A 26,893-nucleotide genomic window follows, 5' to 3' on the forward strand; every position below is an offset into this window, starting at 1 on the left:
CCCGATACCCCGCCCCCTGAAAAACCGCAACCCGCAGCCCATTTCGGGCAACGCCAAGCCGTCTCATATCCTCAAAAAAACTGGCTTTTCGCGCCCCGCCCGGAACCTCGTGATCGACCGCGACTCATTGGTGTCCGTTCGCGGCCCCGGATTGCCGGCACCGCCGTCCGACAATAATTGACACGATTATGGGCTCCCGCCCCGAACCGATATGGGTCGCCCCGGTCAGCGGGGTCGAGCGATCGGAGTTTTTTGATTTTTGTCAAGTCGTTCCCGCAGAATCCTCCATATATTGGGCGGTAGTAGTTTCAACCTCTGAGGGTGTATTGAGTATGCTGGCAGTATCTGACAAGGCCTGTGAAGAGCTTCACAAGTTCTTCGAATCCGACCGTGGCAAAGACAACCACCTGATCATCTTCTTCCAGGGCATGGCCTGTTCCGGACCATCGCTGGGCCTGACAGTCGACACCAAAGTCGACGAACTGGAGCGGATCGAAGCGAACGGAATCGAAGCGTATATCGACCCGAAACTTCGCGAGTTTCTGTCGCAGTTCAAGGGGATCCGAATCGACTACATCACGATGGACGACCGGTCGGGGTTTACGATCAAAGTTGAGGGCGCCGGCGGCTGCGCCAGCTGCGGCGACAAAAGCGAGCACTGCGGGTAGGTATTTCCGCATCGCACGCAATAACAACAGACTTTCCGCGTGACACTCGGCGGTAGAAGGCATTAGCTTACAAGAGCGAGCGGTGATTCACCGCACGATGATTGAAATGCGGGGGAGGCATCCAGCCTCAGCATCATTGTCCATCTTCCCCATCAGACAAACAATAATCAGTTCAGGGGAGGTACCTGATGTTGGAAAAACCCGTTCAGTGGCGGCTTGCTTTCTTGCTTTGCGGCCTGATCTCTTGCCTGTCCTCAGCCAGCCTTACTGCGGCGGCAGAAGACACAACTATGAGCCGGCTGGAGTATTTGGCCACGTACGGATTCAATGCGGATTCGACCCAGAAATACCCGCTGTACATCCCAGGCGATTCTACCACGTATCTCGGCCCACGACAGACACTCTTTAGCAGACAGCACATAATCAACCAGTGGGTCGATTGCAGCCCTTCCCAAATGCCGACTTTGGTGTACTACTTCTATGCAGATTATGGTTACATAGATGTCAAGGTCGAGCCAATGGATTACAGCGTCAATTGGGATTTCTACGTGAGAACCAACGGGCTTTACCCCGAATCCGGCTCAATAGTGCTCCGAGGAGATGCTCACTCCTACGGAGAAGCAGAGGAAGGGTACTTCCACAACGATTCCAAAGACAAGTTCGTTCTGATAATGGGACCTTCGGCTATTGACCAATGCGAGGGATTCGGTTGGGTGCAGGGAGTGACCATTACGCTCACGTACACGCCCTACGAGTGGGATCTCCAGCTTACAAACGTGACGACCAGCACAGTATACCCCCAGAACTCAGCAACCATTACTGTGAACTGGCGAAACAATAATCCGGATAGCTTGTATGCAAGATCCAAGTTCGAGTATGGGTTCGACGTTGACCTCAAGTGGACGCCACACACGTGCTATTCGTCAGTCGATAGATCTAATCGTGTCTGGGATGATATTGCTCCATACGAAACAGTCTCGGAAACGTTCACAATCAATGGTCCTCAATCAGGGGCTATGAACGTGTTCGCCGTCATTGACGACTCGCAGGAACTACCACATTCTCCCTCGGGCGGTCCGTGGAACAACTGCTCTTCCCCTTTGCAGCTGCTTTGGTCAGTGCATCTAGAAGGTCAGTTATCATTACTTGATCCACTGACTGCCACCTACCAGAACCTCGCTGGGTTTCAGTTTGAGTTCGTGCGCCCCGGCTGGACAACCACGGTCCTCGCCCAGGTCACCACAGATGCCAATGGACACTACACGGCTGAAATAGCCTCAGGAAACTTCGATATATATGCTCGAATCTCTTCAGAACAACCACCGCCGTACTTGCCTGTCAAGAACTATGGCACGAGCGGGTACTTCCGCAGATCGTTCAACACCAACACCACTGCAACCGCAGCACAACATACAATCACCCTCCTTATTGATAGCTCAACTTTCGTCAGCCCTGACGCACTCTATCCTGCCTTGCGTATCACTCGCGACCTCTTCACTACCGACTCCCTGTTGTCTCAGGTTGAACCGTTCAGTTTGGCGGGCTGGGATTTCCGAAGTCTCGTTGATGTTTACATGGATACATCCGGGACCGCCACCCTCAGTGGTTGGGGGTTGGCTGGCCTCAATCCAGTGATCGTAATGCCTGCGTCGGAGTATGTTAATCAGATCGCCTGCCATGAGCTTGGGCATCAAGCCATGTATATGCTACAAAACAACGTGGTGCGGCCTCCGGCGCCCAGTTCTTCGCCGCACTGGCGGAATTCGGTCACCGATACGGTTTTCGCATTCGATGAGGGGTTCTCGGAGTTCGTCCATGGGATATCCACCAAGGACGAATTGCTCCGATCAACTACGGGGCTGACCGGCCCTCATCATCTGGAAACGAACCAGTACTGGCAGGGGACGGACTCAAATGTTGCGACGACGTACGAGGCGGATAGCGTCGAAGGTTGCGTGGCAAGTATACTGTACGACTTATATGACAACCGGACCACGCCTGCTTCGCGAACAATCGCCGAAGATGACCTTGTGCGCAGTCCGCAGTATATGCTCGAAGTCATCATGAAGAGCATCTTCAACTACCGCACTGGCGGTCAACAGACGCGGGCGCTGCGCACGTTCCTGGACAGAATGCTTCACGACCCGGCCAATCCGTGGTTCACCGATTCGCTGGTGTTCGATCCAATGCGCACTGAGATATGCAATATCTTTCGAGACAATCACCTGACGACAGACTCCGATTTCTGCCAGGCATCAAGTATAGTATACGACATCGATACCAGCGCCACATACAACAGTCGCGCGGACCGGACAACCGAATTCTCGTCACAGCCGAGCGAGCCGACTGAAACCATGAAGAACGATGGTGACCTATGAAATACTTCCTTATTACCATAACCGGCCTGGCGCTACTGACATTCTCAGCATCGCAGGCGCAGATCAACCAGACCATAGAATTCCACACCTTCGACCAGATTGGTTTGAGATACGCCCCTCGGATAATCTCCGGCACGGTCTATTTTGAGAGTCTGCCGGAACCGCTGAAGAAGACGAGAGTTCGATTCGAAATCTACTTCAACTCCGTGGCCAACTACATTGGCGATAACCCCCTCGAACGTGACACCCTGGTGCACATTGCCTTCGAAGAATACCGGGTGGAAGTCTCAGATACGCTCTTTGTCTGGCCGGCACCAATTTACACCAACGAACCATTTAAAGGTGAGTTCGAAATAACACCGCTAATGGCAGGAAACAGCTCCTTCGCCATTCACCTGATCGATCAACGGTTCGGGGCGCTTGGGGTTAGCTGGACCTTTGACGTTGACGGCAACCTTCTCTACCTGGGTAATCCAGCCGATACCACTCAAAAAGGAACCCGAGCTTACAAAGGCATCAACTACCCTGCCATCTTCTTTGAGGGTGACAGTATCGCTTTTGAACCATACCCCGCATCAAATGCTCCGCCCTATGATGCATTGCGTTTCGCGTGCGTTATTACACCTGTCCCCCGAATTGGAGACACCTCGTACATCTCCTGCCGTGTCAACGCAATCAAGAGCATCGCTGATTCGGTCAGGATTGAACTTCGGAGGCGAGGCATTAGCGTACTTGGTGAACCTACAACGGCGGTGAAGTCGCTCACAAGAGGTGAGGAGGAAGAATTTCGCACTGGGTTCGTCCCTTTGGCCGTGAACGGACCTCAGTACTTGTCATTCACTTTCAGGACAGTCGAGACCGAGCAGCAGCAAGTTATACCGCTCGACTTCGTCTTCAACAACGACAGCACTCTGCGATTCATCGGGAATCTCTTCAACTACGGCGATCATCCCCCCGATTCATATCTCCCGACTGCCTTCCAGAGTATGGAGGTCTATGAAGCGGCCCGCAAGGAAGAGAAGCGAAAAGTTGACTCTATCAAGAACGCCGGCGCCAAGCGGTTCTAACGGAATAGAGGGAGGACAAGATGAAAACGAAACTTGTGATAGTAGCGCTGTTTGCAGCCGTGTGCCTGTCGAACGCTCAGGTACTCGCCCTCGGGCGACTACTAATCATCACGAACGAAGAGATGAAGCCTGCGTTCGAGCACTATTCAGAATGGAAGTCGCTGTTCGGCATCCCTGCCGATATCGTCACGGTCGAATACATCCAGACATCGTACGCCGGGGACAGCCTTCAAGTGAAGATCAGAGAGTGCCTGCGTGACTACCACAACAACCACCAGTCGGACTGGGCTATCCTCGGCGGAGATATCGACATTATCCCTCACATGATCGTTAATTCTCTCAGGGCGCATCCCGCCGGTGACACGTACTATACCAATCTGGACGGCGACTGGAACGCTAACGGCAACGATCTTTTCGGAGAACCCCCGGGATACGGCGACCAGACGGACTATGAGCCGGATATTTTCGTCGCGCGCATCCCGTGTGTGGACAGCACCCAGGCAGCGACCGTTATTCGGAAGCTGGTCGAATACCAGTCCTGCCCGGCCGACACCAACTACCAGAATGAGGTGCTTCTGATGGGAACTCGCGTGATCGTGTCGATAGACAAGTCCGAAGACTTCTATCACCCGGTCGAAACAGAATATTTTCTGGACACCCTCATCCCCCATCTCCCAGCGAATCTCAACAGAACAAGACTCTTCGAAGAGGCGTCACAGACCGTGAAGACGGAGTTGAGCGCCGGGTATGGCTTGATCGTCAACAACAGCCAGGCTCAATGGGCGGGCAACTTCCTCACGCACTGGACTACCACCCCGTGGCATCGAGACGCCATTGAGTTCCCGTTTATGGCAGACTCCATGATGAACACTGGGAAATACAGCGTGTTTTTCAACTCGACCTGCCTCAACAACTGCCTCTCCTCAACCGCTGCCATCGGCCGGCATTTTATGCTGAACCCGAATGGCGGCGGCGTTGCTTACATCGGGTCAAGCAATCTGGACTGGTTGGCCGCCAGCTACCCGGATTTCTGTTACGACATGATGGACTTGATGTTCGAGGACGGGTACGAAATCGGCAAAGCGTTCGCACTGGCAAAAGCTGCGCTGACACCCTCAGATGCCTGGCTTGACAACTACCGTCGGTTCGCCTACCACGCCTATATGCTGCTTGGAGATCCCCAGCTCAGCGTGTTCTCTGATGTCCCAAAAACACTGCGCAGCTCGCTCTCGATTCCACTTACGCCCGGCCAGATGACCTTTGTCGTGGCCGTGATATCGGACTCGGGCGAATCGGTGGCTGGCGCAACCGTATGCCTGACCCAGGACAGCACGGTATATGTAACCAGGCAGACCGATGGACTCGGGATCGCTACCTTCAGCGATGTTCTCTTTGAACATGAAGGACTTGCGACAATCGGCATGATGAAGAGCGGCTACCTGATGCATCTCGATTCCGTGTTCGTAGGCGCCTGCTGTCTTGGTGTCCGGGGCAATGTAAACGGCGACCAACAGGATATCTGCGATCTAGCAGACCTTATGTTCCTTGTCAACTACCTCTTGCAAGGCGGGGCCGCACCTGAATGCTTTGACGAAGCAGATCTCAACGCCGACGGTTCCATTGATTTGAGTGACGAGATTTACCTCACGAATTATTTGTTCCTGGGTGGTCAGGTACCTTACGATTGCCAGTAACCCCTTAATTGCAAATATCTTACAGCGATAGACGTCGCCGTCCCGGTGGCGTCTATTCCATTTATGGTGAATTTGAGACTCTTTGATCGCTATTCTGAATCAAAAGGGGTATATTTTCATCTAAAGATTGACCGATATCGACGAAGACGGCAATTTGAGGACTACTATGCTAAACGTTTCCGACAAGGCCAGCCAGGAGCTCAAGACATTCCTGGCGTCCGATAAAGGCAAGGGCAACCACCTTGTCATTTACTTCCAGGGCATGGGCTGAGGGGGCCCCAGTTTGGGGTTGGCTCTGGATGAGTCAGTGGATGGATTAGAAAAGCTCGAACACAACGGTATCGAGACGTATATTGAGGCCGGGCTGAAGGAGTTCCTGAAGCAGTTCGACGAAATCTCGATCGATCATGTTACGATCGGGGGTCGTACGGGATTCGTCGTACGAGTCGGCGCGGGTTGCGACAGCGGCAGTTGCTCGTCCGGAACCTGCGGCTGATATTAAACTGATAACGTGAACAAACACCCAGGCGGGTCGACCGCGGTCGTACCCGCCTGTTTTGTGTCAGGGGCAAATCAATCTTGACTTGCCCGATCTTTGTGTTACTTTTGGTCTCGCCATGCCGGGGTAGCTCAGTTGGTTAGAGCACCAGATTGTGGATCTGGGGGTCGAGCGTTCGAGCCGCTCCCCCGGTATTTTCTCTTAATGTCTCCGTAACAACCAGACGCGTCAGGATCCGACCGGAAGCGGTCCGGTTGTGTCACACCTGACTAAGCCGGCTGCAATCGTCCGCATCGCATTACGGTGCCGATTCTGTGCGTCCGCATGATCCTTTCGTGAAATCAGCTTCTTCGGCCCCATACGACGCGTGTTGCATTGCAAGCACTTCGCACTTCGGCACCGAACTTGCATTCTTCCCGGTTCACACGCGGAACGGGGGCACATCATGTGACAGCCTTCGACGCAGGGAGGTACCGAAGATGAAACACGCGCTGCGCGCACTCATCGCCGGAATGATCATCCTCCTCGTTGGCCCGGGTTCGGACATCGTCGCATTTCCACTGACAACTATCGACTTTGATGATCTTTCCGACGGAACGTTGGTCAGTGACCAGTATGCCGCGCTCGGTATCACGTTTGCCGGATATGACATATTCGGCTCACGCGATATACGATCGGGCTATTTCGGAGGACCGTCGGGCACAATCGTGCTCGATTCGTATTGTAACGGCGGGGGGTATATCCAGGCCACGTTTACCGGACCGGTCGACTTCGTGTCAGTCGACTTCCAGCTCTTCGAGGGCGATGATCCGTTGACACTCGAACTGTACAATGCGGCCGGGGAAATCGTAGTCAGCCGGACGGTTTTCGGGCTCGATGATCAGTGGTACACGCTGACGGCGCGATCTGCCGCCCAGGACGTAGCCTTCGCCCGATTCTATGGATTCGGCGACGACGGAGTAAACGCCGTGTACAACGACAACATCTCATTCGGAAACTCTGCCGTCATACCGGAGCCCGCCACATTTGGACTGGTCGGCCTGGGGTTGTTGTCGCTCGCCGTAGTACGACGGCAGCATCGGCGATAGTGGCCGAGTCGCTCCTGATCCGCAGTGTGACCGGCGGAACCAGACGGATGGTTCCGCCTGCTTTTTTGAGGAATCAGCTGTCGGTACTGGTGTGGCGAATGACTGGCGGTCACGTGCTCAACGTCCGGTGGCCCCGGGGTAGACATCATCGGGGCCCGCCTCCCGGCGCCGTTCCTGCCACTGGTCGAACAGGCGGCCTTTGCGAAGTCCCTGCAAGCGGGCTTTCTGACGGGCCTCCTGAATCGGCTGATTGGGGCGCAGGGGAAGGTCGCACAATCCCTGCAGCGCCATTACCTGCTCGCGCTCGCCTTCCCGGCGGCGGAAATGAATGATGTTGAATTCCAGGTCCGGGAGGTCGTCCTCGTCCTCCGGCAGGAATATCGACCACAGCTCGCGAGGCAGACCGTCCAGCATCAGTTGGATGTTGTCATAGTGGTACAGTGCTTCGTCCACGTCGTAGTTCATTGCCGACTCGATGACTTGGAGACCGGACACGGCCCGTCCAGTATGGGCATTGTGTGTCCTTATTATCCATTTTACTCATTAGAGAACGCAGGCCCGAGCCGCTAAGTTCCGGATTTTTGATCGGAGAAGTGATGACTTTCCGGCGGAACGCCGGCACGGGACGGTCAGAACAGGTGCCGGGCGATTTCGTCTTTGCGGCGGCAACCCTCGATCAGGATCGCTTCGTTGGACAGGAAGTTATTGGGCTGGCTCACGTTACCGTCGAGAATCGGCTCCACCGACCAGCTGCCGCGCTCCCAGGTCATGCCGATATAAATGGCGTCTGCGCCCTCGAGCGCACCCAACTTGGCCCAGACGATATTGCCGTGATCCAGACAGATTTCCAGGCGCTCCCTGCTCGGCGATTCCGGAGTGACGGTGATGCGGGTGGTCTTGCGGCTTGGCCCGAGTGCCTGCAGCAGATCGATCAGGTTCATGTCATTGAGGCTGCCGCGGGACTGTAGATGACCGTTCTCGCCGTCACGGTCCTGCTCGGGAAGTCTTTCTTTCTGATTCCATGCCTTCTTGATCTTGAGGGCGACCATATCCAGACTGGAGTCATTGTCGATGATGTCTTCTATGCCTTCCTCGAGTAGCGACGTAAGGTGCGGCATGACACTTCCCCGCGCGATCAAAAACGTGGGTACGGACTTGAAGTCAATCCCCAAGCGGACCAGGTCGTTGACTTGTGAAATGATTTCGCGCGGGTGCGCCTGAAGATACAAAACAAGAACATCGGGTACGCTGCGCCGGTACAACTGCAAGAACAGCTCCCGCAGGTCGCAGCTGATCGTGCGAAATGACTCCGCCCTGAGGCGCAGTTCGAGCGGCTCGGTTGCCGTCGCATCATCGGTGAAAATCATGATCTGCCCGAGCCGGGAAAACATCGGCGAGTTCAGCACCTCTTCCCGGATCAGGGCAACGAATGCGACAAGCACGTCGGGTAATACCAGCCGGCCGACGTGAGCCTCAAGCGCGGTGCGAATGGCCTCGAACCGCTCCAGCGTGAGTCTCTGGTTCGGTACGACCTGCTCGTGGAACATGTCAACGATAGTCAGAATGTTTCCGCCGATCGCCTGCACCGGCAGGTCGCTTTGCTGCCATGCCGACAGGTCGAGGTACATGCAACGGAGCATGTCCAGGGCGTCGGGTTTGTAGTAGACCGACTGCAGGATCTTCGTTGCGAGACTGAGCAGTCTTCGCAGGCTGCGCGGACCGGTCGCCATGTTGTACAGCTTGGCGCGGTCGAGCAGATGGCACGCCTCGATGAGGCTTCGGCGCTGGCTCTCGTTGAGATTCAGGCGGACGGCAAGGCGGTCGGCATAGTGGGTTGTTTTCGCGCTGTACGAAGTCGGCTGGCGGTCCTTGATCGTGAGAAGTGAGGTAAACAGTTCGAGATCATGATGGAGCGGATCATTGGGGTACAAGGCCGTGTCGTTCTCGAGGATCAGGTCGGCGATCGTATCGAAGCAGCGCAGGCGCGGGGCGCGCTGCAGGTCTCCGAGGTGCTGGAGCAGATCGGCGCCCTCCCCCTTCCCCGTGTCGTGCACGAGAACGATCGCGTAGTCACCCCCGGCCAGGAGCTTGCGGGCTTTCTCCACCGACTCGGCGTGCTGGACCTTGTAGGTGCTCCGTTCGAGCAGGAGCTTTATTACCGACGCGTAGCTGGTGTCGCCGGTGACGAGCAAAACGGTTCCTTCCTCCGGATTTCGCCGTGCCAGCTCGTAGGTGTATCCGCCGGCCAGTGAGGCGCCCCGGTGCTCGCCGATGAAGCCCGATTCTGAGGCGTGGTCGCCGCCATAGTACCGGCTTATGGCAAGGTTCAAAGACAGTTCGACAGCCACGCAGAGCCTGATCGTGCGACCGGGCACGAGCGCGTGCAGTTCATCGAGCAGCGCCCCATCGCGTGGATTCTCGCAGGCCACCGTCAGTGTGTTGGTTTTTTCGTCGAACGCACAGGGAATGATCTTGCGGGTAAACGCCACGCTCGCCGGCAGCATTGCGATTATAGGTTGAGGGATATCCAGTCCGGAGAGTTGAACGCCTTTGCACTCGAGTTGTTTTTCGAGTGCCGCCACCAGCTCGCCCTCGCTGACAAAACCGTGATGGAGCAGATGAGAGCCGAATTTCCCGCCGAATGTCTTCTGGTGCTTGAGGGCAATTCGAATTTGCTCGTCCGACAGCTGCTGCTTATCGGCCAGGATTTCATCGAGGCGAGGACGATGGTTGGCTGAAGTCATAGCGCTTTCATCACTTCTTTGGCGTTCGGCGGGGCGCTGGACCCTCACAGGGTCAAACCGCGCGAGCCCCGTCTACACTAGTATCGGTCGATCCGGTACGGTCATAACCGCGGTTACCCCCGGATACTGCGCATGATTTGCACAATAGCATCGGAGAAAGACTTTCACCGTGGTGGATGCGGCGCCGGCCTCGTCTCGGGGGATTCGCGAACCAGGCGTTCATATACCGCGCGGTCGCCGGCGGGCATGGCAACGATAAACAGCCCTGTTTCAAACCAGTCGCTTTTTTCATTGTGACGACCCCAGCGACTCTCGGCGTCGAGCAGTACCTCAGACCTCCCGTCTACGGGACGCGGCAGGGTCATCCGACAGCGCAGGAGATGAGGGATCGGTATCTGCTCCGCGCTCATGATGAGCAGCCCGTTTTCAGAGAAGTTCAGGACACGGCCTATGGCCTCCCCCGATTCCCGATCGAAAAGCACGTAATAGTCGCTTGTCCAGCGTCGGTCATTCCGTCTGAGGTCTTTCATGTGAGTGCGGCCACCCCGTTTTGCAGCAGTTGATCTGCATATACTGATTATCGGCCATTGAGACCACGTAATTGAGCGGCGCCTCCATGATTGGGCATAAAGCCGCCAGCCGGGAGAGGTTTATCGAACGAGGTCGCCGGGCAGAGGACCGGTCAGCGATCGAGCCATCACGACCGTCTCGCGCTTGTATGGGATAGGACCAATAACCGAAGAGTCTACGTACTCGAAGCCACACGACAGATACAGGTGGTTCGCGGTCTCGAGGATCCTGCTGGTTCCCAACACAAGGCTCTCCGCTCCGAGTTCTCGCGCCCGTTGGCAGGCCGCTTCGACCAGCTTCCGGCCGACCCCTCTCCCCTGACAGGATTCGTCCACAGCCATCTTGGTCAGCTCGTACTTCTTTTCCGTGTGCTTGAGCAGGGCACAGGTGCCGACGATCTGACCCTCGAACCTGGCAAACAGGACACACCCACCGAGCCGAATAACCTGCCCCAACGGATCGTTCAACACGATCCGGTCATACGGCTCGATCTCGAAATATCGTTCCAGCCAGGAGTAGTTCAGGTCGCGAAAGTATCGGGCCAGCTTTGGGCGGAAATCGACTATCTCCACCACCGAGGTCTTGTGAAGATCTCCGGACACCGTTTGCCTCGTACTTGATTGGGTTGACTCTTGTACCCGACAACCGGCCTGCGGGTTCGACAGGCCACTATGTGCTATAAGATAAGTATTGGCAACCCGCGAGTACAATTCGAAAAAAAACCGAAGCGCCCCCTCCGGGCGCTCCGGTCCGCCTGACGAATTCCGTCTGCTCTAAAAGCCGGATAGGCTTTGACCGCCGGTCAGCCCTCCTCGATAATGCGCGCCAGTTTCAGAAACTTCGAACTGATCTTCAGATCCGCGTCTTTGACCTTGGGCAGGTTGACTTCGAACTTCTCCTTCGCCTTCGCGTCGACGTTGCGGATGAAGTTCACCATGACACCGGCCTGACCGAATCCTTCTGCGTCACCGACCGTCAGAATCGACTCGCTTTCGATCTTTCCGAGGATGGTCGCAAGCGTCGACTCGTCAGACGTAGTGATAAACATGACGTGAGTTCCGGAAAAGTCGCCGTCTTCGGCGAGGTGTTGGACTTTCGGCTTCGGTTCCAGAGCCGAGAAGTTGGCGATTTTCTGCAATTCCTCGAAGATCTTCGAGTCACCGACCACAGAGATGACCATGGACTCTCCGGCCGCCGGTCCCTGTCCTTCGGGCCAGCTCACATACTCCACGAGTTTGATCATCAGGGCAGCCTTATACGCGGCGACCGCCTGTTCGTCCGGTTGCGCCTGACTGACTGAGATCAGGCACAGCACGAATCCCACGATCGATACCATACGTCGCATTGCTTACTCCCCTTCCAGCGCCCGCGACCACGGGCGCAGACCAGTCAATTCTACGGGCAGGCGCCTTGTCCGGTCCCGTTCCACTTCAACGGCATCGACAAGAGACGGGCAGTGATTAACGCCCGGACATAAATCGCGCGCCCGTTTGTCCGTAAATTGCGCAGTTCATTCCTGGCACCGGCCCGTGAACGGACCCGCCGGGATGATCACGGGAGGGGTTATTAAAGGGTTAGCGGCAATGTTCGATAACAGACATACAAGCTCGTGCGTAAAAACCGATTCGCTACTTCTATCTGCGAGGGAGGACCATTGATGCGCCTGAGAGACCTGTCTATCGGATTTCGCCTGGCGGTGGGGATCGTGACAACCACTACCGCACTGCTCGTCCTGACATCGATGGTTTACTACAACTTCCAGAAGGAAAGCATTGCCGACAGTCTGAAGGAGGAATTCCGGCTGCTGGCTGACATCGTATCCGAGAATAGCCGCCCTGCGGTAGAATTTGACGATACCGAAAGCGCCAACGAGATACTCGGTGCACTCTCACGTGACCAGAATGTCATGTGGGCTGCCCTCACCCTGTCCGACAACACAACCTTTGCATCGTATCTCGGCCAGGACCTTGCGGCGCTGCCCTCGTTGCCGGCCGAAGCGCGTAAGAAACCCTTGATGACCGATCACGCGCTCACGGTGTCCAGGGGAATAGAAAGCAACGGCAAGGAAATTGCCCGGCTCTGGATTCAGACGGATTTGAATGATCTGCATCGGCGCAGCGGTTTCACACTGAAACTCATGATCGTGGTATCGATAGTCGGCTCGCTCATAGGGCTGCTCATGGCGTACATCTTCCAGCGCACGATCACCCGGCCGATCAAGATGCTGCAGGGCGCCGGCTCGGCGCTCGCCCAGGGCGACATCTCTTTCAACGTGACTTACACCGGACGAGATGAGATCGGTGGTCTGGCCGAGGCGTTTCGAGCATCCCAGGAGTACCTGAGGGAGTTGGCGGATGCGGCGCGACGGATCGCTGACAACGATCTCACCGTGCGCGTCAAGCCAAAGTCGGAACAGGACGCGCTGGGGACATCGTTCTCGGTCATGGCGATGAATCTCTCCGGAATGGTACGCCAGCTGGCGGACAATGCCTCTCAGCTGGTCACCGCCGCAAACCAGATCTCGTCGTCGTCGGAAGAGATGTCGCGGGGGGCACAGACACAGACAGATCAGATGTCGCAGGTCACCGCCGCCATAGAGGAGATGAGTCAGACCATTATGGAATCGTCACAGAACGCCGGTGAAGCGAGCAGCGCCTCGGAAAACGCCTCGGAGGTCGCGCGTCAGGGCGGTGAGATCGTCAGCCGGACGATCCGGGAGATGCAACAGGTGAACGCAGTCGTCAGCGCTTCGGCCGACGCCATCCGCAAGCTGGCGACGTCGGCCGACGAAATCGGAAAAATCGTCTCCGTCATCGATGAGATATCCGACCAGACAAATCTGCTGGCACTGAATGCTGCTATCGAAGCGGCCCGCGCAGGAGAACAAGGACGGGGGTTCGCGGTCGTGGCCGACGAAGTTCGAAAACTTGCCGAGCGCACCGGCCGCGCCACCGGCGAAATCGCCTCGATGATCAAGACGATACAGGCCGAAACCGCCGATGCGGTATCATCGATGGAGGTCGGCATCTCTGAAGTCGGCAAAGGGCGCGAACTCGTGGATCAGGCCGGTGACAGCCTGACCGAAATCGTGGCAATTTCCCAGCGGGTCATGGATATGATCAGACACATCGCTGAGGCCGCCCAGGAACAGTCCAGCACGGCCGAAGAGATCTCCAAAAACGTTCAGAGTGTGGCCAATATCGCCCGCGATACCAGTTCCGGCGCGGACCAGTCCGCAGCGGCAGCAGAACAACTCCACCGTCAGGCCGAGAGTCTGCAACAAATGGTAGCACGATTTAAAGTCGCCAACTCCTGAGATCTTTTTGCGATAATGTTTTCGGGCGATGGCTCTTCAGAAAGCCGTCGCCCTCTGATTTTTCGGATCCCTATCAGCATTCTTCTCATCTGCTGAACCAACCAACTTCTAGCAACCATCACTCTCCGTACCTGTTATCTTCCACCTACGCGAACTTAACTGATGTTACGCGGAGAGAAATCAATGAGAAGGATCGCAATGCCAGCCGGCCTTGCGTTGTTGATCACGGCAACGGGGTGTTCGGATAGTAGAATCAGGTCCGATGTGCGTGATGGACGCGTCAATCGTGACAGGCGCTCGCTAGTCGGGTTGGACTCGATGCACATTTATGTGTCCAGCCATATAGAGGGACGGACGGCCGATGCCTCGACGTCCGACGTAACCGCCCATTTGACCTCGCGCTTTGACCCGGCTGGACTGGCGATCACTCGTTCCGCATTCCTGTTGAATGCAGGGTATGTAAGCGTTTGGATAGACGGCTACTCGGCAGATACCCAGCCGGACAGTATCCTTCCACACAACTTCTTCGGTGCCCTGATGCAACTGGAACGCTATGTACAGATTCGTACTGCACGACCGCCCAAGGCCGAAGATGAGAGACTCAGCCCTGCGGCGACGTGGAAGAAATTTGGCTTGGGATCATGTCCGGTTGATTCACTCAACGAGTACACACGGCGTCTAATCGCGGCATGGACGGACACCCTTCTATTGGAATTTCAGGTCCAGCGCCAACCCGTGCATTAGATATCCGAGCCTGAGTTGTCCGATACTGGTCAGTCGCATCATGCGCCCACTATGTCAGCGATACGATCCGCGGCGGCCATCCCCGAGAGAAAGGCGCCTTCGATATCCTGCCCCCCGAACGCATCGCCGGCAAACGCGATCGGAGTGGGTCCGGGCAAACAGACAGTGGGTTCCGACGCCGACGAAAACACACCTGCTGTGTTTGTTCAGATTGGATACCATGGCTATTTGCATTACTTCCTAACGTCACGAAGCGATTTTCCAGCCATGAACAGAAGGCTGCGGTCAATCGTTTCTGCGCCGGGAATCACGTTGTATCAGAGGATGTGGAGTAAACGGGCGGTCCGCCTGCCGGGGAACCCTACCTATCGGGCGCCACCAGCTCCACTTTGATTCGATCAGGATCTTCGAAATAGACGGCGTAATGTTCGGGTCCGCCGGCGTAAGGGTGCAGGTCTTCGTAGAGAATCGTGGCACCCCGCCCTCGAAGCTGATTGGTCAGTTCGTCCACTGCCTTCCGGGAGTCAACATACAGGGCGATGTGGTTGAGCCCAACGCGACATCGATGATACGCCGGCTGGAGATGCTCTTCTTCGGCCTGAACAAAAACGAGGTAGGAATCTCCGAGCCGGTAGCTGAACCCGTGCTCCCATTGTTGGTATAGCGTATATCCAAGTCGCAACAGAAGCCACCGCCAGAATTCCTGACTGCGATCGAGGTCGCTTACGTACAGCTCTATATGATGGATACGCCCGGCAATCGACTGCTTACCGCCGATCAGCCTCCCCGCCCTCTTCCCTTCGTGCTCCAGTCCCACCCAGAACCGCCTTCAATACGCGAATCCAGTTCTCGATTGCGATCTTGCGGCAGCTGTCGTCGTCAAAACCGCGCTCCTTCAGTCTCCCTAATAATATCGGCAATCCGCTTGCGTCGCACAACTGCGATGGAATCGTGGCGCCATCGAAATCCGAGCCGAGCGCAACGTGTTCGATCCCGATCCGGGAGGCTATGTGGGCAATGTGATCTACGATGCGGTCAATCGGCGTGTCCGGGTTCAGCGCCCCGTCTTCCCGGAGGTCGGCGACATGAAAGGTCACGCCGACCAGCCCGCCGGTTCGGCCGATCGTGTCCAACTGCTGATCAGTCAGATTCCTCGCAGACCGGCACAAAGCATGAGCCCCGGCATGAGATACGACCAGCGACTGAACGCTCTGCGCCGCCACATCATCAAAGCCCCTTTTCGTGATGTGGCTTAGGTCGACGAGAATCCCGAGTCGCTGACACGCTTCCACCAGCCTCCGCCCTGCCTTTGTCAGACCTGGGCCCGTGTCCGGAGAGGACGGGAACTTGAATGGAACTCCGTGGCCGAAAACGTTGGGCCGGCTCCACACCGGACCGATCGATCTCACCCCCAAGTCATACAATCGCTGCAGGTTAGAGAGGTCCTCGCAGACCGGCTCGGCCCCCTCAAGATGGATGATGATCCAAAACGTCTCGTCAGTCGCGAGGCGATCCAAATCTGCGGAAGTGCGGACAACTCTCAGTCTGCCGTGAGCTTTCCGCTCGAGAGCGTGCATCGCCTCCACCGCAACCAGGCCGAATTCTGCGGCGTACTCCGGATCCAGAGGCGCCGGCAGCGGTACCTCGTATCCGCCCGCTCGCCGAATCGCCCTGTCACGCGAGGACTCGTGTCCTCCCCAGCTCGGCGGCGTGCAAATAGCGCATAAGCCGCCGACCATTCCTGCCGCCCGGGCGCGGACGATGTCCATGTGCTTTGAACCCTGGCCCTCCAGGAAGGCCGACATATCCCTTTCGCCCTCAAAGAACCACTCGAGCAGCGAGTCGCTGTGGCCGTCAAAAACGGGAATCGGATTCCCCTGCATTTATCGATCTCCTGTTCGCTCGAACGGGACCTCCGGCGGAGTCCTGTGTCCGGCCGCGGGCGAGTCCGTAAGTTAGTTATTCCTAACGTATTTTACCGGCCAATTCAAGAAAAAACCCAGAGTCTACAGGATTGGGGGGAGTCCTCTTACGGCCGTCGGGTGCCGGCTGTATGACGCTTGTATGCATTGATTTCACTTAAGTCCCGGCGGGCATGTACCGACCTATTCCAAAGATGAGGAAATAGCTCTAATTGGCCCATAAAGTGAAAAAATTCACTTGCGCGAAGATAGTGCCACGTGTATCTTCGTGTCCAGATTGACAGATAACGCGTCGTCGTCCCGGGCATCAAGGACCGGAAGACGGACACTTTTGTTGGGAGACAAAGCGTGCACGAACCCACCTTGCTTCAATTCCGTGGATCGTCGTTCGACGGCCGCTCAACGGGAGTTCTTCTTCGATGCCAGTCAGCGGGACTGACCGCTGTCCTGCTTCTGGCAGCCATCCTCCTTGCCTTTGGCGGACCCGTATTGGCCCAGGAGGAAGATCCCGGCAATTCCGAAAACTGCCTCATGTGTCACGAGGGGGCCGTCATTGAAAGCGAGCCTTCGGTCATGGAAGCCCACAACGGCTCCACTCACGAGGGCATGGCGTGCATAGACTGTCACTCCGGCATCACGGAACTCCCCCACGCCGAGGAATTGCCCAGAGTTGCCTGTGGCGACTGTCATGATGACGCGGCCGGTGAATACCATCGTCACGGCCGACTGACATTCCCCGGCGGCGAGGATATTCCCGACTGCGCTGATTGCCACGGCAAACACGACATTCTCCCCTCTTCGAACAAGCAGTCGCGTGTCAACCCGATGAACCTTCCGGCCACCTGTGGATCCTGCCACGAAGACATCGACCTGACCGAGAAGCACGAGATTCTGTTCGGGCGGGCGGTGGATTTGTACAAATCCTCGGTTCACGGAACGGCTTCATTGGGCGGGGTCTACTTCGCTGCGACCTGCAACGACTGCCATTCGACCGGCGGCACGGCCCACAGAATTTATTCACCGGATCATCCGGAGTCATCAATCAATCACTTCAATATTCCGTCGACCTGTGGCCGGTGTCATCATAATGTCGAGATGGACTTCTGGGAGGGGATCCACGGCAAACTCGTGAAGCGCGGCGAGACGGACGCCCCCGTGTGCACCGACTGCCACGGCGAGCATGGCATTATATCGCCGGACAACCCGGAGTCCCGTGTCAGTCCGACACGAGTCGCGGAGGCAACCTGTGCGCCGTGCCACGAATCGGCCCGTTTAAATGAAAAGTACGGCACCCCGGTAGGCCGGGTCCAGAGTTGGGTGGACAGCTATCACGGGTTGAAGAGCCGCGCCGGTGACCTGACGGTGGCGAACTGCGCTTCCTGTCACGGAGCCCATCGGATTCTCCCCCATACCGACTCGACATCGTCAATCCACCCGTCGAATCTGAAGGAAACCTGCGGGCAATGTCACGCCGGTATCACCGAACAGATGGCGGCTGCAACCCAGATTCACGGACAGCCGGGCGTCTCGCAGACCAATCTGGCCAATATCATCAAGAGCATCTACATTGTGATCATCGTCGTCGTGATCGGCGTGATGATCGTACACTGGCTCATTGACCTGCTTAAGCAGATCCGGGGTCTGAACAAGCTGCCTCAGATACGCCGCATGACACCGAACGAGGTCTGGCAACACACATTCCTCATGGTGACGTTCATCGTCCTGGTCATTTCAGGATTTTCGCTCCGATTTTACGAGGCCTGGTGGAGCCAGTGGCTTTTTGGCTGGGAGGGCGGCGCCGATCTCCGTGGTATCATTCATCGCGTCGCTGCAGTGCTGTTCATGTTGACGACTATCTGGCACGTGATTTACCTCACAGGGCACCGGGGCCGTCAGTTCGTCCGCGACATGCTACCCACCTGGAAAGACATTACCCAGTTCGTGCACATGGTTACGTACAACCTCGGCTTCCGGAAAGACCATCCTGATTTCGGCCGATTCAGCTATGTCGAGAAGGCCGAATACTGGGCTCTTGTCTGGGGTACGATCGTTATGGCGTTAACCGGCATCGCTCTGTGGTTCGATAATCTCGTTGTCATGCTGTTCCCCAAAGGGGCGCTCGACGTCATGCTTGTCATTCATTATTATGAGGCATGGCTGGCCACGTTAGCCATTCTCGTGTGGCACATGTACTCGACCGTCTTCAATCCGAAGGTGTATCCGATGAATCCGTCCTGGTACACGGGCAAGATGCCGATCGATATGCTTCGAAGCGAACACCCGGAAGACCCCTCTTTGCTGGCATTGGACGGGCGATCTCACGGTGAGACCCGACATCCGGTGATGGAAAGCCCTTCAGGCTCCGGAGCCGCCGGCGACGACCCAGGTACGGATAACGTCAAGTAATGCGGTGGGTATGACAGCATTGATACGACACGACGCCAGCAAAGCGCCTTCTACCTGCGCACAACAGGTAATTGACAAGCCAATTACCTTATGGGCCGTTGTGGCCGTTACTTTGATCTCTATTCTGCCATGTTTGTCGGTGGGACAGAGTAACGATGACTGCCTGATGTGCCACGATGATCCGGGGTTAACGGCTCGGCGCGCCGGCGTAACGATCTCTCTCTACACCGACCCCGACGCGCTCGGAGAGTCCGTCCACCGCGAGCTTGAGTGTGTCGACTGCCATCAGGAGCTGGCCGGTGTGGAACTGCCGCATGAACCGGAAGTGGGCGATGTCGATTGCGGGATGTGCCACGACGACGTGTCGGACGTGTACAACAAGAGCCTGCACGGCAGGCTGGCGCTGGCCGGAGAAGACCTCGCCCCGCAGTGCTGGGATTGTCACGGAAAGCACAGTGTCTTGCCGAAGGAGCATCCCGCCTCACAGGTCACGAAGTTCAATATCCCCGTCATGTGTGCGACGTGCCACCAGGAGGGCACCGAGGTAACGCGGAAGTACGACATTCCAGTCGACTCGGTCTTCCACTATTACTCTGAATCGATCCACGGAGAGGGGTTGTACCAGCAAGGCCTGACCGTGACGGCGGTGTGCAGCGACTGCCATACCGCTCACAACGTGTTGCCGCACACCGACGCTTCATCCAGCATACATCGAAACAACGTCGCCGCCACCTGTCAGGCCTGTCACGGACGAATCGAGCAGGTGCACACGAAAGTCATACGGGGTGAGTTGTGGGAGAAAGAGCCGCACAAAGTGCCGGCGTGTGTCGACTGCCATCGACCGCACGAAATTCGGCGCCTTTACTACGATGAGGGCATCGCAGACAGGGAGTGCATGACCTGCCACGGCAAAACGGATTTGTTCGCGACGCGCGATGGCGAACGGGTTTCGATGTATGTCGATACCAGCGAGGTTCAGCACTCTATTCATCGGTCGGTCCAGTGCGCCCAGTGTCATACGGGTGCAACGCCCGGCCACGGCAGCCGACCCTGTACAACAGTGATCCCGAAGGTAGACTGCTCGATATGCCATTCCGAGGTCGTGGCAACGTACAATACAAGCACTCACGGCAAGCTGGCCGAGCGCGGCGATCCGGACGCCCCCGTCTGTGAGACGTGCCACGGAACCCACGGCATCCAGAACCGGCAGGCTTCTTCGTCCCCCACGTTCCCGACCAACGTCCCGGACCTCTGCTCGAAATGCCACGGTGAAGGTGGTCGTGCAACGGCGAGGTATGCCGATGGTAACCGCAATGTGGTGGAAGAATACAAGCACGGGACCCACGGTGTCGGTCTGCTGGCCAGCGGGCTCGTGGTTACGGCCATGTGCACGGACTGCCACACGGCGCACCATGAATTGCCGCCGGGTGACCCGCAATCCACTGTTCACCGCGACAACATCCCGCAAACGTGCGCCAAGTGCCACAATGGGATTTACGAGCAGTTCAGCAAGAGCATCCACTCCAAGCTGGTGAATGACACCGACGAGAAGTTGCCGATCTGCTCCGACTGTCATCAATCGCACAATATCACGGAGTCAAACCTGTCGGGGTTCCGCCTGGAGATCATGCAGCAATGCGGCGATTGCCATACCGACGTTACGGAAAGCTACTTCCAGACCTTTCATGGCAAAGTATCGCAGCTCGGCTACTCGGCGGCCGCCATGTGCTACGATTGCCACGGTGCGCATGATATCCTTCCCCCCGAAGAACCGGCATCGCATCTGTCTCGGCAGAATGTGGTCCAGACCTGCGGGAAGTGCCACGAAGGCTCTCACCTGCAGTTCGCCGGGTACCTGTCGCATGCCACCCATCATGACAGAACCAAGTATCCGATACTGTTCTACACCTTCTGGTTCATGACGAGCCTGCTGGTGGGTACGCTGATCATTGCGGGGACGCATACGCTGCTGTGGTTGCCGCGGTCATTCCAGGCGATGAAGGTCGCCAAAGCGCTGCGTCTGGCCACGCGGGGACAGCTGGAGTACCAGCGGTTCAAGCCGCTCCATCGCCGGCTGCATATCATGGTTGTCATCAGTTTCCTCGGCCTCGCGATCACCGGAATGACGCTTAAGTTCTCCTATCTGGGGTGGGCACAATGGATAGCCGAGTTGCTCGGCGGCGCCGAATCCGCAGGCTTCATCCACCGCGTCTGCGCGGTAATCACGTTCGCCTATTTCGGCATTCACCTGTTCGATCTGATTCGCGAGAAGCAGAAGTCGGGACGAACGTGGTTGTCCTACCTGACGGGTGAAGAATCGATGATGCCCAATCGCAACGACTGGCGCGACTTGAAGGGCACGCTCAAGTGGTTCATCGGGATGGGGCCACGACCGGAGTACGGACGCTGGACATACTGGGAGAAATTCGACTATTTCGCCGTGTTCTGGGGCGTCACCATTATCGGATCCACCGGATTGTTGCTGTGGTTCCCGGAGTTTTTCACTATCTTCCTGCCCGGCTGGATCATCAATGTGGCGACCATCGTGCACTCCGACGAGGCTTTGTTGGCGGTGGCGTTCATTTTCACCGTCCACTTCTTCAACACACACTTCCGTCCGGACAAATTCCCCATGGATACCGTGATTTTCACTGGACGGATGCCGGTCGAAGAGCTGAAGCATGATCGGCCTCGCGAATACCGGGAACTCATCCGTTCACGCCAAATCCGCAAACACCTCGTGGAGCCCTTGCCGCCGTACGTGGTGAGGGGATTAAAGATTTTCGGGACCATCGCGCTCTTTATTGGACTTGCGCTCATTCTCCTGATTATCTATGCTGAGGTGTTCGGATATCGGTAGTTGGCGTGCCCGACGGCTCAGACGGGATTACGACCGGGAGACGACTGATCGACTCCCGGTTCTCTTTGGCGGTCCACCCGGGAGCCCCGACGGTCCGAGAAGCAGCACTTGATTAGGAGGCAGCGTGGAAAAACCGATACAGACGCGCACCGTATTTCGCCACCCGCTGGCCGCCGTTGGCGGCGCGTTGTTTCTCGCGGGCGGGTTCCTGTTTCTGATTTTGCTTTTTTTCGATTTTACCGCCGGTAACGAAAACCCCTATCGGGCCCTCGTGACGTGGGTCGGTGTGCCGTTTGTCATCACTGTCGGCTTTTTGATGTTCATGCTGGCGATTCGCCAGCAGGTGCGGCAGGCGCGCCGTGAGGGGCGCAAAGTCAGGTTCAATCTCTCCATCGACCCGAGCGATCCCGTGTACATGCGCAACCTCTGGCTCTTCCTCGCGCTCTGTGCCGGATTGCTGTTGTTGGTCGTGTACAGCGGCACGCAGGCTTACGAAGCGACCGACTCCGTGGCATTTTGCGGCGAGACCTGTCACACCGTGATGGAACCGCAGGCGGTCACCTATCATAACTCCGCTCACGCCCGTGTCCCCTGCGTTGAGTGCCACATCGGTCCGGGGGCGTCTTTTTATGTACGATCGAAGGTCGACGGCATTCGGCAGCTCTTCGCCACCGCGCTCAACACCTACTCGCGTCCGATCGAAACGCCCGTCGCCAATCTGCGACCCTCCCGCGAGACCTGTGAGAACTGCCACTGGCCGCAGCAATTCTACGGTGAGAAGCTCGTCACCCGTACCTATTACAAGACTGATGAGACCAATTCACCGTGGACGATCAGCCTCCTGCTCAAGATCGGCGGCGGCAATCCACGAACCGGGGTGAAGGAGGGCATCCACTGGCACATGGTGACGGCTAATGAAATCCAGTACGTGGCGGCGGACCCCAAGAGGCAGGATATCAGATGGGTTCGAATGGTAAGTCAGGAAGGCGACACAGTAATCTATACCAAACAGGGATCAGACCTGCCGGACTTCACGAGCTCGGAAACGGATGTTCGGACGTTTGACTGCATGGATTGCCACAATCGCCCGTCTCACAAGTTCCTCGCTCCCGCAACGTCACTCAACCTGGCCCTGTCGACGCACCAGATTTCCAAGGACATCCCGTACATCAGACAGGTCGGGCTGGAGGTGCTCAACGCCGAGTACGGCACCCGCGAGGAGGCACAGCGGCGTATTCGTGACGATCTGCAGTCCTATTACGAGGAGAACTATCCCGATTATCTGACCGCCAATGCCGATGTCGTCGAACAGGCAACCGAGCGAATCCTGCATATATACAACAGCAATTTCTTCCCGGAAATGAAAACAGACTATCGGGAGCGCGAGAATCACCTCAGTCACTTCGTCAATGACGGTTGCTTCCGCTGTCACAATCCCGAAATGCAGGATGCTGAAGGCAATGCGATCAGCAGTGACTGCAATTCCTGCCATCTCATCATCGCGCAGGGCCCGTCCGAGTCACCGGACAGCCTGCAAACCGATATCGCAGGGCTGTTTTTCGAACACCCCGAGGATATCGACGGCATGTGGCAGGACATGAAGTGTACGGATTGTCACACGCCCGAACAGGGGTACTGATATTGACTCGTCTTTCTTGCACCCGGCAATAGAGACGGTGTTGCCGGGTGTCATTAGTCCGACTGATTCGATGGCGCCAAGGGGTTCCCGCCTCGAGCAGCGCGTCGCTTTACGCTCGTAACACACACTTAAACAATGCGTTACGCGTAGCGCGGCCGGCCTCATCCGAATTCATTCCAATCGACAATTTGACTTTTAACCCGCGTGGTCCAATTTGTCTAAGTTGAAGCGAGAACCGCGAGGCGGCCGACGTGTTTCAATTAACGAATCTTCTTTGAAAAATGGACTAATATTGTATATTCTGCAGTGGGAACTTGCGATACCTTACCGCCTGAGTAAGACACATCTGATAGGAACAGGAAGGAAGAAGTGATGGGACGTATCGTATCACGCGTCGCGCCTGAGATGTCGCCCGTTCGCCTTGCTTCGATTCTCATTCTGGCCGCCGGGCTTCTGCTTGCGGCCGGCGCCGTGCGGGGCGATGAGAATCCGCCGAGCGAACAGAACCTCCTAAGCGAGTCCGGCAGCTACTTTGGCACCCCCGGCGGGGTTGAACATTGCTGGACGCAGATCATTTACAACCAAAAGTATGCCACCAAAGACGCGCAGGCCTGCACTCCGCAGGGCCCGTGTGACGATCCCGGTCTCCGCGACTCGTGGATTCCGGATGGGAGCGTTCCGATTACCTATATCAAGCTCTTCTTCCATATCGTGAGGAATACAGACGGCACGAACGCCGCCACAACTCCGGAAATGGTGGCGGCGCAGGTGGCGCATCTCAATCAGGACTATCTGCCCTATCGCATCCAGTTTGAGTACGACTGGCAGTTCGTGAACAATTCCGCGTACCGCTTCCTCGATGACAACGAGATGGACCCGATGAAGACCGCGTATGCGGTCCAGCCGGACTCGCAGCTGAACATCTTCGTTTCATACGTAAATGAGTCGTATTCATTCGGGACATTTCCCTGGGACAATGACGCGCTCACGGTGCGGGGCGGGATCGTCATGACTCAGGGTCATTTCTCGTCCGTACAGTCCGTGCTTGCACACGAAATCGGCCACTGTCTCGGTCTCTGGCACACGCACCACGGGGTTTCCGAAGTCAGCCAGTGCGGCCAGTGCTACGAGCGTGTCGGTGCGGGCGACCGCGATTTCACCGGCGATTTCTGTTCCGATACCGATCCGACCCCCACCAACTACGCATGCAACGGCCCGGGTGGAACCGATGTCTGCTCCGGTCAGTCGTGGGGACCGACCGATCCGCAGAACTTCATGGGATACGGACCGGACTACTGCATCACGGAGTTCTCGCCTCAACAGTCGGGGCGCATTCACTGCTGGATAAATGCAGAACTGTCAAGCTGGGTTGAAGGAGTCAAGTTCGCCGCAACCAACACGTTCGGCCCCGTTCCCCTCACCTCCAGTTTCCAGGGCATTACCGGCAAAAGCGTCAACGAGTGGGACTGGGACTTCGGTGACGGCGGCTCTGCCGGCGTGCAGTCACCCGATCACACCTACACCACACCCGGCAATTACACCGTCGAGGTAACCATCAACGCTACCGACGGTGTGTATGCATCACAGCAGAAAAACATCATTTTCGCCTACGCAGACACGACTCGCGTGGTCGATGCGGTTGGAAACGCCGGGCAGCAGGTCCGAATTGATATCGAAGCTGTGAACTACGTTCCGCTGCAGACAATCCAGATTCCGTTTTCGTGGGCGGGAGATTACAGCCTTCTGTTTGACTCGGTGAGCACGGTCGGACTCCGCACGGCTTCCGTGACGCAGAAGACCTTTGTGAACTACGCCCCGGCTGCCAAACGGGCCACCTACTTGTTTGACATGGCCGCCAATCAGGAAGTGCTTGATCCGGGCGCCGGTCCAATACTCAGTCTGTTTTTCAGGATACCCGTCGGTGCGACCGGCAACCCAAATCCGATAACGATAGCGCCCTATACCTCGTACGTCTATCAGTTCACGACCGTACAGGGATCGTACCAACCGGTGCTGTATAACGGATTTGTGACGCTGGATGCCTGTTTGGCCGGTGATGTGACCAACGACACCATCGGACCCGATCTAACCGATCTCATATATCTGGTGAATTTTCTTTTCCAGGGCGGACCGGCCCCGACCGACACCAGACAGGCGAATGTGAACGGCCTGGGCGACGTTGACCTGTCGGACCTCATTTACCTTGTGAATTATCTGTTTAGCGGGGGCCCGGACCCGATCTGTCCGTAGTCTCCCTTCGTGGAAGCCTGAGGGCGGGGCGTTCATTGCGCCCGCCCTCTTTTTTCGAGTCACAGCAGCCTCCCGGGCGCCGATGGACATCTACTCGAGTATAGCAAATGGTCCGTTACCCGTCCTTGCCGACGGCGCGATGGGTTCTTTGCTGCTTAACCGCATAAAACGCGATGACGAGCGATGGCGAGGGTGTTACCCCTGCTGCGAGATCCTGAACCTCACGGCGCCAGAGACAGTTACGAGTATTCATGCCGACTATATTCGCGCGGGTGCCCGACTGATTCGTTCCAACAGCTTTTGCGGCTCCCCACCGATGCTGGACCGATTCGGGCTCGCCGGATCATCACCCGACCTTAACCATCGAGCGGCCCGAATTGCATGCGACGCTCGAGACCGTTACGCGTCGCACGGCGAGGTTTGGGTGGCCGGCGTGGTCGGACCTGTCATTGTCGACGGCGCCGTCCAACAAGACGTAGAAGCTTCGTACGGAGAACAAGTTCGCAGCCTGCTCTCAGGGGGCGTTGATCTCATTCTGATTGAGACAGCTGTCTCGATGGACCAGGTTAGAAACGCTCTGAGTGCCCTGCGAAGTCTGCCCGATGGAAAGGGGGTTCCCGCATGGGTCTCTATCAGTGCTGGAATGGCATCGCTTGCATTTGACCAGGTGGTCGAGGTGTGCCGTACCTATCAAGTCTCGCTTTTAGGGGTCAACTGCGGTTCAGGACCAGAGTCGTTTGGATCCGACCTCGCCTCATTGACACAATACTATGACGGTCCCCTGTATTGCTCGCCGTCGGCCGGCATTCCCGATTCGACCGGTGCGGCGGCCCGCTATCCGATCAATGCAGGGAAATTCGTTACCGAGTTTGCGGCGCTCCTGCAATCATATCGTATATTGGTCGCAGGTGGTTGCTGTGGCACCACTCCTGAGTATATTGCCGAAATGCAGACGTTGCAGAGCGGCGCGATCGGAAAACTACGACCTTGACTGGACATTTTGTGTGGCCGAATCGTTCTATAGTGATAAAAGGAAACCTCCCATGCC

20 protein-coding genes and 1 tRNA gene are annotated in these 26,893 nt (G+C 56.8%); 14 read left to right on the forward strand and 7 right to left on the reverse strand.

The window, feature by feature from the left end:
* Positions 1-332 precede the first annotated feature (332 nt).
* The 7 genes from RBT76_04250 to RBT76_04280 all read left to right on the forward strand — a co-directional run bounded on the left by RBT76_04250 (position 333) and on the right by RBT76_04280 (position 7,394).
* Complete coding sequence (locus RBT76_04250; GenBank protein MDX9856975.1) at positions 333-668, forward strand: hypothetical protein; 336 nt, start codon at positions 333-335, stop codon at positions 666-668.
* Between the two features lie 188 nt (positions 669-856).
* Positions 857-3,046 (forward strand): hypothetical protein, encoded by a 2,190-nt coding sequence (locus RBT76_04255; GenBank protein MDX9856976.1) that lies wholly within the window; start codon positions 857-859, stop codon positions 3,044-3,046.
* Positions 3,043-4,113, forward strand: coding sequence for a hypothetical protein (locus tag RBT76_04260; GenBank protein ID MDX9856977.1), 1,071 nt, complete (start codon positions 3,043-3,045; stop codon positions 4,111-4,113). Before RBT76_04255 ends, RBT76_04260 begins: the two co-directional genes overlap by 4 nt.
* Before the next feature lie 20 nt (positions 4,114-4,133).
* The gene (locus RBT76_04265; protein MDX9856978.1) at positions 4,134-5,807 is read left to right on the forward strand and encodes a C25 family cysteine peptidase; all 1,674 of its coding nucleotides are present in this window, start codon (positions 4,134-4,136) and stop codon (positions 5,805-5,807) included.
* A 307-nt stretch (positions 5,808-6,114) separates the two neighbouring features.
* Positions 6,115-6,303, forward strand: coding sequence for a hypothetical protein (locus tag RBT76_04270; protein MDX9856979.1), 189 nt, complete (start codon positions 6,115-6,117; stop codon positions 6,301-6,303).
* Between the two features lie 123 nt (positions 6,304-6,426).
* Positions 6,427-6,500: transfer RNA gene (locus RBT76_04275), tRNA-His, on the forward strand.
* 285 nt (positions 6,501-6,785) lie between these two features.
* Positions 6,786-7,394 carry a PEP-CTERM sorting domain-containing protein gene (locus tag RBT76_04280; GenBank protein ID MDX9856980.1) on the forward strand — a complete coding sequence of 203 codons (609 nt, stop codon included), beginning with the start codon at positions 6,786-6,788 and terminating at the stop codon, positions 7,392-7,394.
* Between the two features lie 117 nt (positions 7,395-7,511).
* On the opposite strand, the gene RBT76_04285 is transcribed toward RBT76_04280, so the two are convergent.
* The 5 genes from RBT76_04285 to RBT76_04305 form a co-directional block, all read right to left on the reverse strand.
* Positions 7,512-7,889, reverse strand: coding sequence for a hypothetical protein (locus tag RBT76_04285; GenBank protein ID MDX9856981.1), 378 nt, complete (start codon positions 7,887-7,889; stop codon positions 7,512-7,514).
* 134 nt (positions 7,890-8,023) lie between these two features.
* Entirely contained in the window at positions 8,024-10,138 is a 2,115-nt protein-coding gene (locus RBT76_04290) for a DUF4388 domain-containing protein (protein ID MDX9856982.1), read from the reverse strand.
* Positions 10,139-10,302: 164 nt separating this feature from the next.
* On the reverse strand, positions 10,303-10,668 hold the full coding sequence (locus RBT76_04295; protein MDX9856983.1) for a PilZ domain-containing protein: 366 nt from the start codon (positions 10,666-10,668) through the stop codon (positions 10,303-10,305).
* Positions 10,669-10,788: 120 nt separating this feature from the next.
* A complete protein-coding gene (locus tag RBT76_04300; protein MDX9856984.1) occupies positions 10,789-11,310 on the reverse strand; it encodes a GNAT family N-acetyltransferase in 522 nt (173 codons plus the stop codon).
* 200 nt (positions 11,311-11,510) lie between these two features.
* Positions 11,511-12,053: a YfiR family protein gene (locus tag RBT76_04305; GenBank protein ID MDX9856985.1), complete on the reverse strand. Its 543-nt coding sequence runs from the start codon at positions 12,051-12,053 to the stop codon at positions 11,511-11,513.
* A gap of 312 nt (positions 12,054-12,365) precedes the next feature.
* On the opposite strand from RBT76_04305, the gene RBT76_04310 reads away from it, so the two are divergent.
* Both RBT76_04310 and RBT76_04315 read left to right on the forward strand, forming a co-directional pair.
* Entirely contained in the window at positions 12,366-14,024 is a 1,659-nt protein-coding gene (locus RBT76_04310; GenBank protein ID MDX9856986.1) for a methyl-accepting chemotaxis protein, read from the forward strand.
* Between the two features lie 318 nt (positions 14,025-14,342).
* A complete protein-coding gene (locus tag RBT76_04315; GenBank protein MDX9856987.1) occupies positions 14,343-14,768 on the forward strand; it encodes a hypothetical protein in 426 nt (141 codons plus the stop codon).
* 361 nt (positions 14,769-15,129) lie between these two features.
* On the opposite strand, the gene RBT76_04320 is transcribed toward RBT76_04315, so the two are convergent.
* Both RBT76_04320 and RBT76_04325 read right to left on the reverse strand, forming a co-directional pair.
* Complete coding sequence (locus tag RBT76_04320; protein MDX9856988.1) at positions 15,130-15,528, reverse strand: VOC family protein; 399 nt, start codon at positions 15,526-15,528, stop codon at positions 15,130-15,132.
* 7 nt (positions 15,529-15,535) lie between these two features.
* Positions 15,536-16,651 carry a dipeptidase gene (locus tag RBT76_04325; protein ID MDX9856989.1) on the reverse strand — a complete coding sequence of 372 codons (1,116 nt, stop codon included), beginning with the start codon at positions 16,649-16,651 and terminating at the stop codon, positions 15,536-15,538.
* Between the two features lie 387 nt (positions 16,652-17,038).
* Here RBT76_04325 and RBT76_04330 point away from each other — a divergent pair, with 387 nt between their 5' ends.
* From RBT76_04330 to RBT76_04350, 5 genes are all read left to right on the forward strand, one after another.
* Complete coding sequence (locus RBT76_04330; protein MDX9856990.1) at positions 17,039-19,096, forward strand: cytochrome b/b6 domain-containing protein; 2,058 nt, start codon at positions 17,039-17,041, stop codon at positions 19,094-19,096.
* A gap of 139 nt (positions 19,097-19,235) precedes the next feature.
* Positions 19,236-21,956 (forward strand): hypothetical protein, encoded by a 2,721-nt coding sequence (locus RBT76_04335; protein ID MDX9856991.1) that lies wholly within the window; start codon positions 19,236-19,238, stop codon positions 21,954-21,956.
* A 124-nt stretch (positions 21,957-22,080) separates the two neighbouring features.
* The gene (locus RBT76_04340; protein MDX9856992.1) at positions 22,081-23,595 is read left to right on the forward strand and encodes a NapC/NirT family cytochrome c; all 1,515 of its coding nucleotides are present in this window, start codon (positions 22,081-22,083) and stop codon (positions 23,593-23,595) included.
* Positions 23,596-23,967: 372 nt separating this feature from the next.
* Positions 23,968-25,845 carry a PKD domain-containing protein gene (locus RBT76_04345; protein ID MDX9856993.1) on the forward strand — a complete coding sequence of 626 codons (1,878 nt, stop codon included), beginning with the start codon at positions 23,968-23,970 and terminating at the stop codon, positions 25,843-25,845.
* Between the two features lie 82 nt (positions 25,846-25,927).
* Positions 25,928-26,836 carry a homocysteine S-methyltransferase family protein gene (locus tag RBT76_04350; protein ID MDX9856994.1) on the forward strand — a complete coding sequence of 303 codons (909 nt, stop codon included), beginning with the start codon at positions 25,928-25,930 and terminating at the stop codon, positions 26,834-26,836.
* Positions 26,837-26,893 lie beyond the last annotated feature (57 nt).

The organism is Candidatus Zixiibacteriota bacterium (assembly GCA_034003725.1).
Lineage (GTDB): Bacteria > Zixibacteria > MSB-5A5 > GN15 > FEB-12 > WJMS01.

Coding starts and splice junctions, on each gene's coding strand:
- RBT76_04250 (MDX9856975.1), top strand. CDS start 333: ATGCTGGCAGTATCTGACAAGGCCTGTGAAGAGCTTCACAAGTTCTTC.
- RBT76_04255 (MDX9856976.1), top strand. CDS start 857: ATGTTGGAAAAACCCGTTCAGTGGCGGCTTGCTTTCTTGCTTTGCGGC.
- RBT76_04260 (MDX9856977.1), top strand. CDS start 3,043: ATGAAATACTTCCTTATTACCATAACCGGCCTGGCGCTACTGACATTC.
- RBT76_04265 (MDX9856978.1), top strand. CDS start 4,134: ATGAAAACGAAACTTGTGATAGTAGCGCTGTTTGCAGCCGTGTGCCTG.
- RBT76_04280 (MDX9856980.1), top strand. CDS start 6,786: ATGAAACACGCGCTGCGCGCACTCATCGCCGGAATGATCATCCTCCTC.
- RBT76_04290 (MDX9856982.1), bottom strand. CDS start 10,138: ATGACTTCAGCCAACCATCGTCCTCGCCTCGATGAAATCCTGGCCGAT.
- RBT76_04295 (MDX9856983.1), bottom strand. CDS start 10,668: ATGAAAGACCTCAGACGGAATGACCGACGCTGGACAAGCGACTATTAC.
- RBT76_04305 (MDX9856985.1), bottom strand. CDS start 12,053: ATGCGACGTATGGTATCGATCGTGGGATTCGTGCTGTGCCTGATCTCA.
- RBT76_04310 (MDX9856986.1), top strand. CDS start 12,366: ATGCGCCTGAGAGACCTGTCTATCGGATTTCGCCTGGCGGTGGGGATC.
- RBT76_04315 (MDX9856987.1), top strand. CDS start 14,343: ATGCACATTTATGTGTCCAGCCATATAGAGGGACGGACGGCCGATGCC.
- RBT76_04325 (MDX9856989.1), bottom strand. CDS start 16,651: ATGCAGGGGAATCCGATTCCCGTTTTTGACGGCCACAGCGACTCGCTG.
- RBT76_04345 (MDX9856993.1), top strand. CDS start 23,968: ATGGGACGTATCGTATCACGCGTCGCGCCTGAGATGTCGCCCGTTCGC.
- RBT76_04350 (MDX9856994.1), top strand. CDS start 25,928: ATGGACATCTACTCGAGTATAGCAAATGGTCCGTTACCCGTCCTTGCC.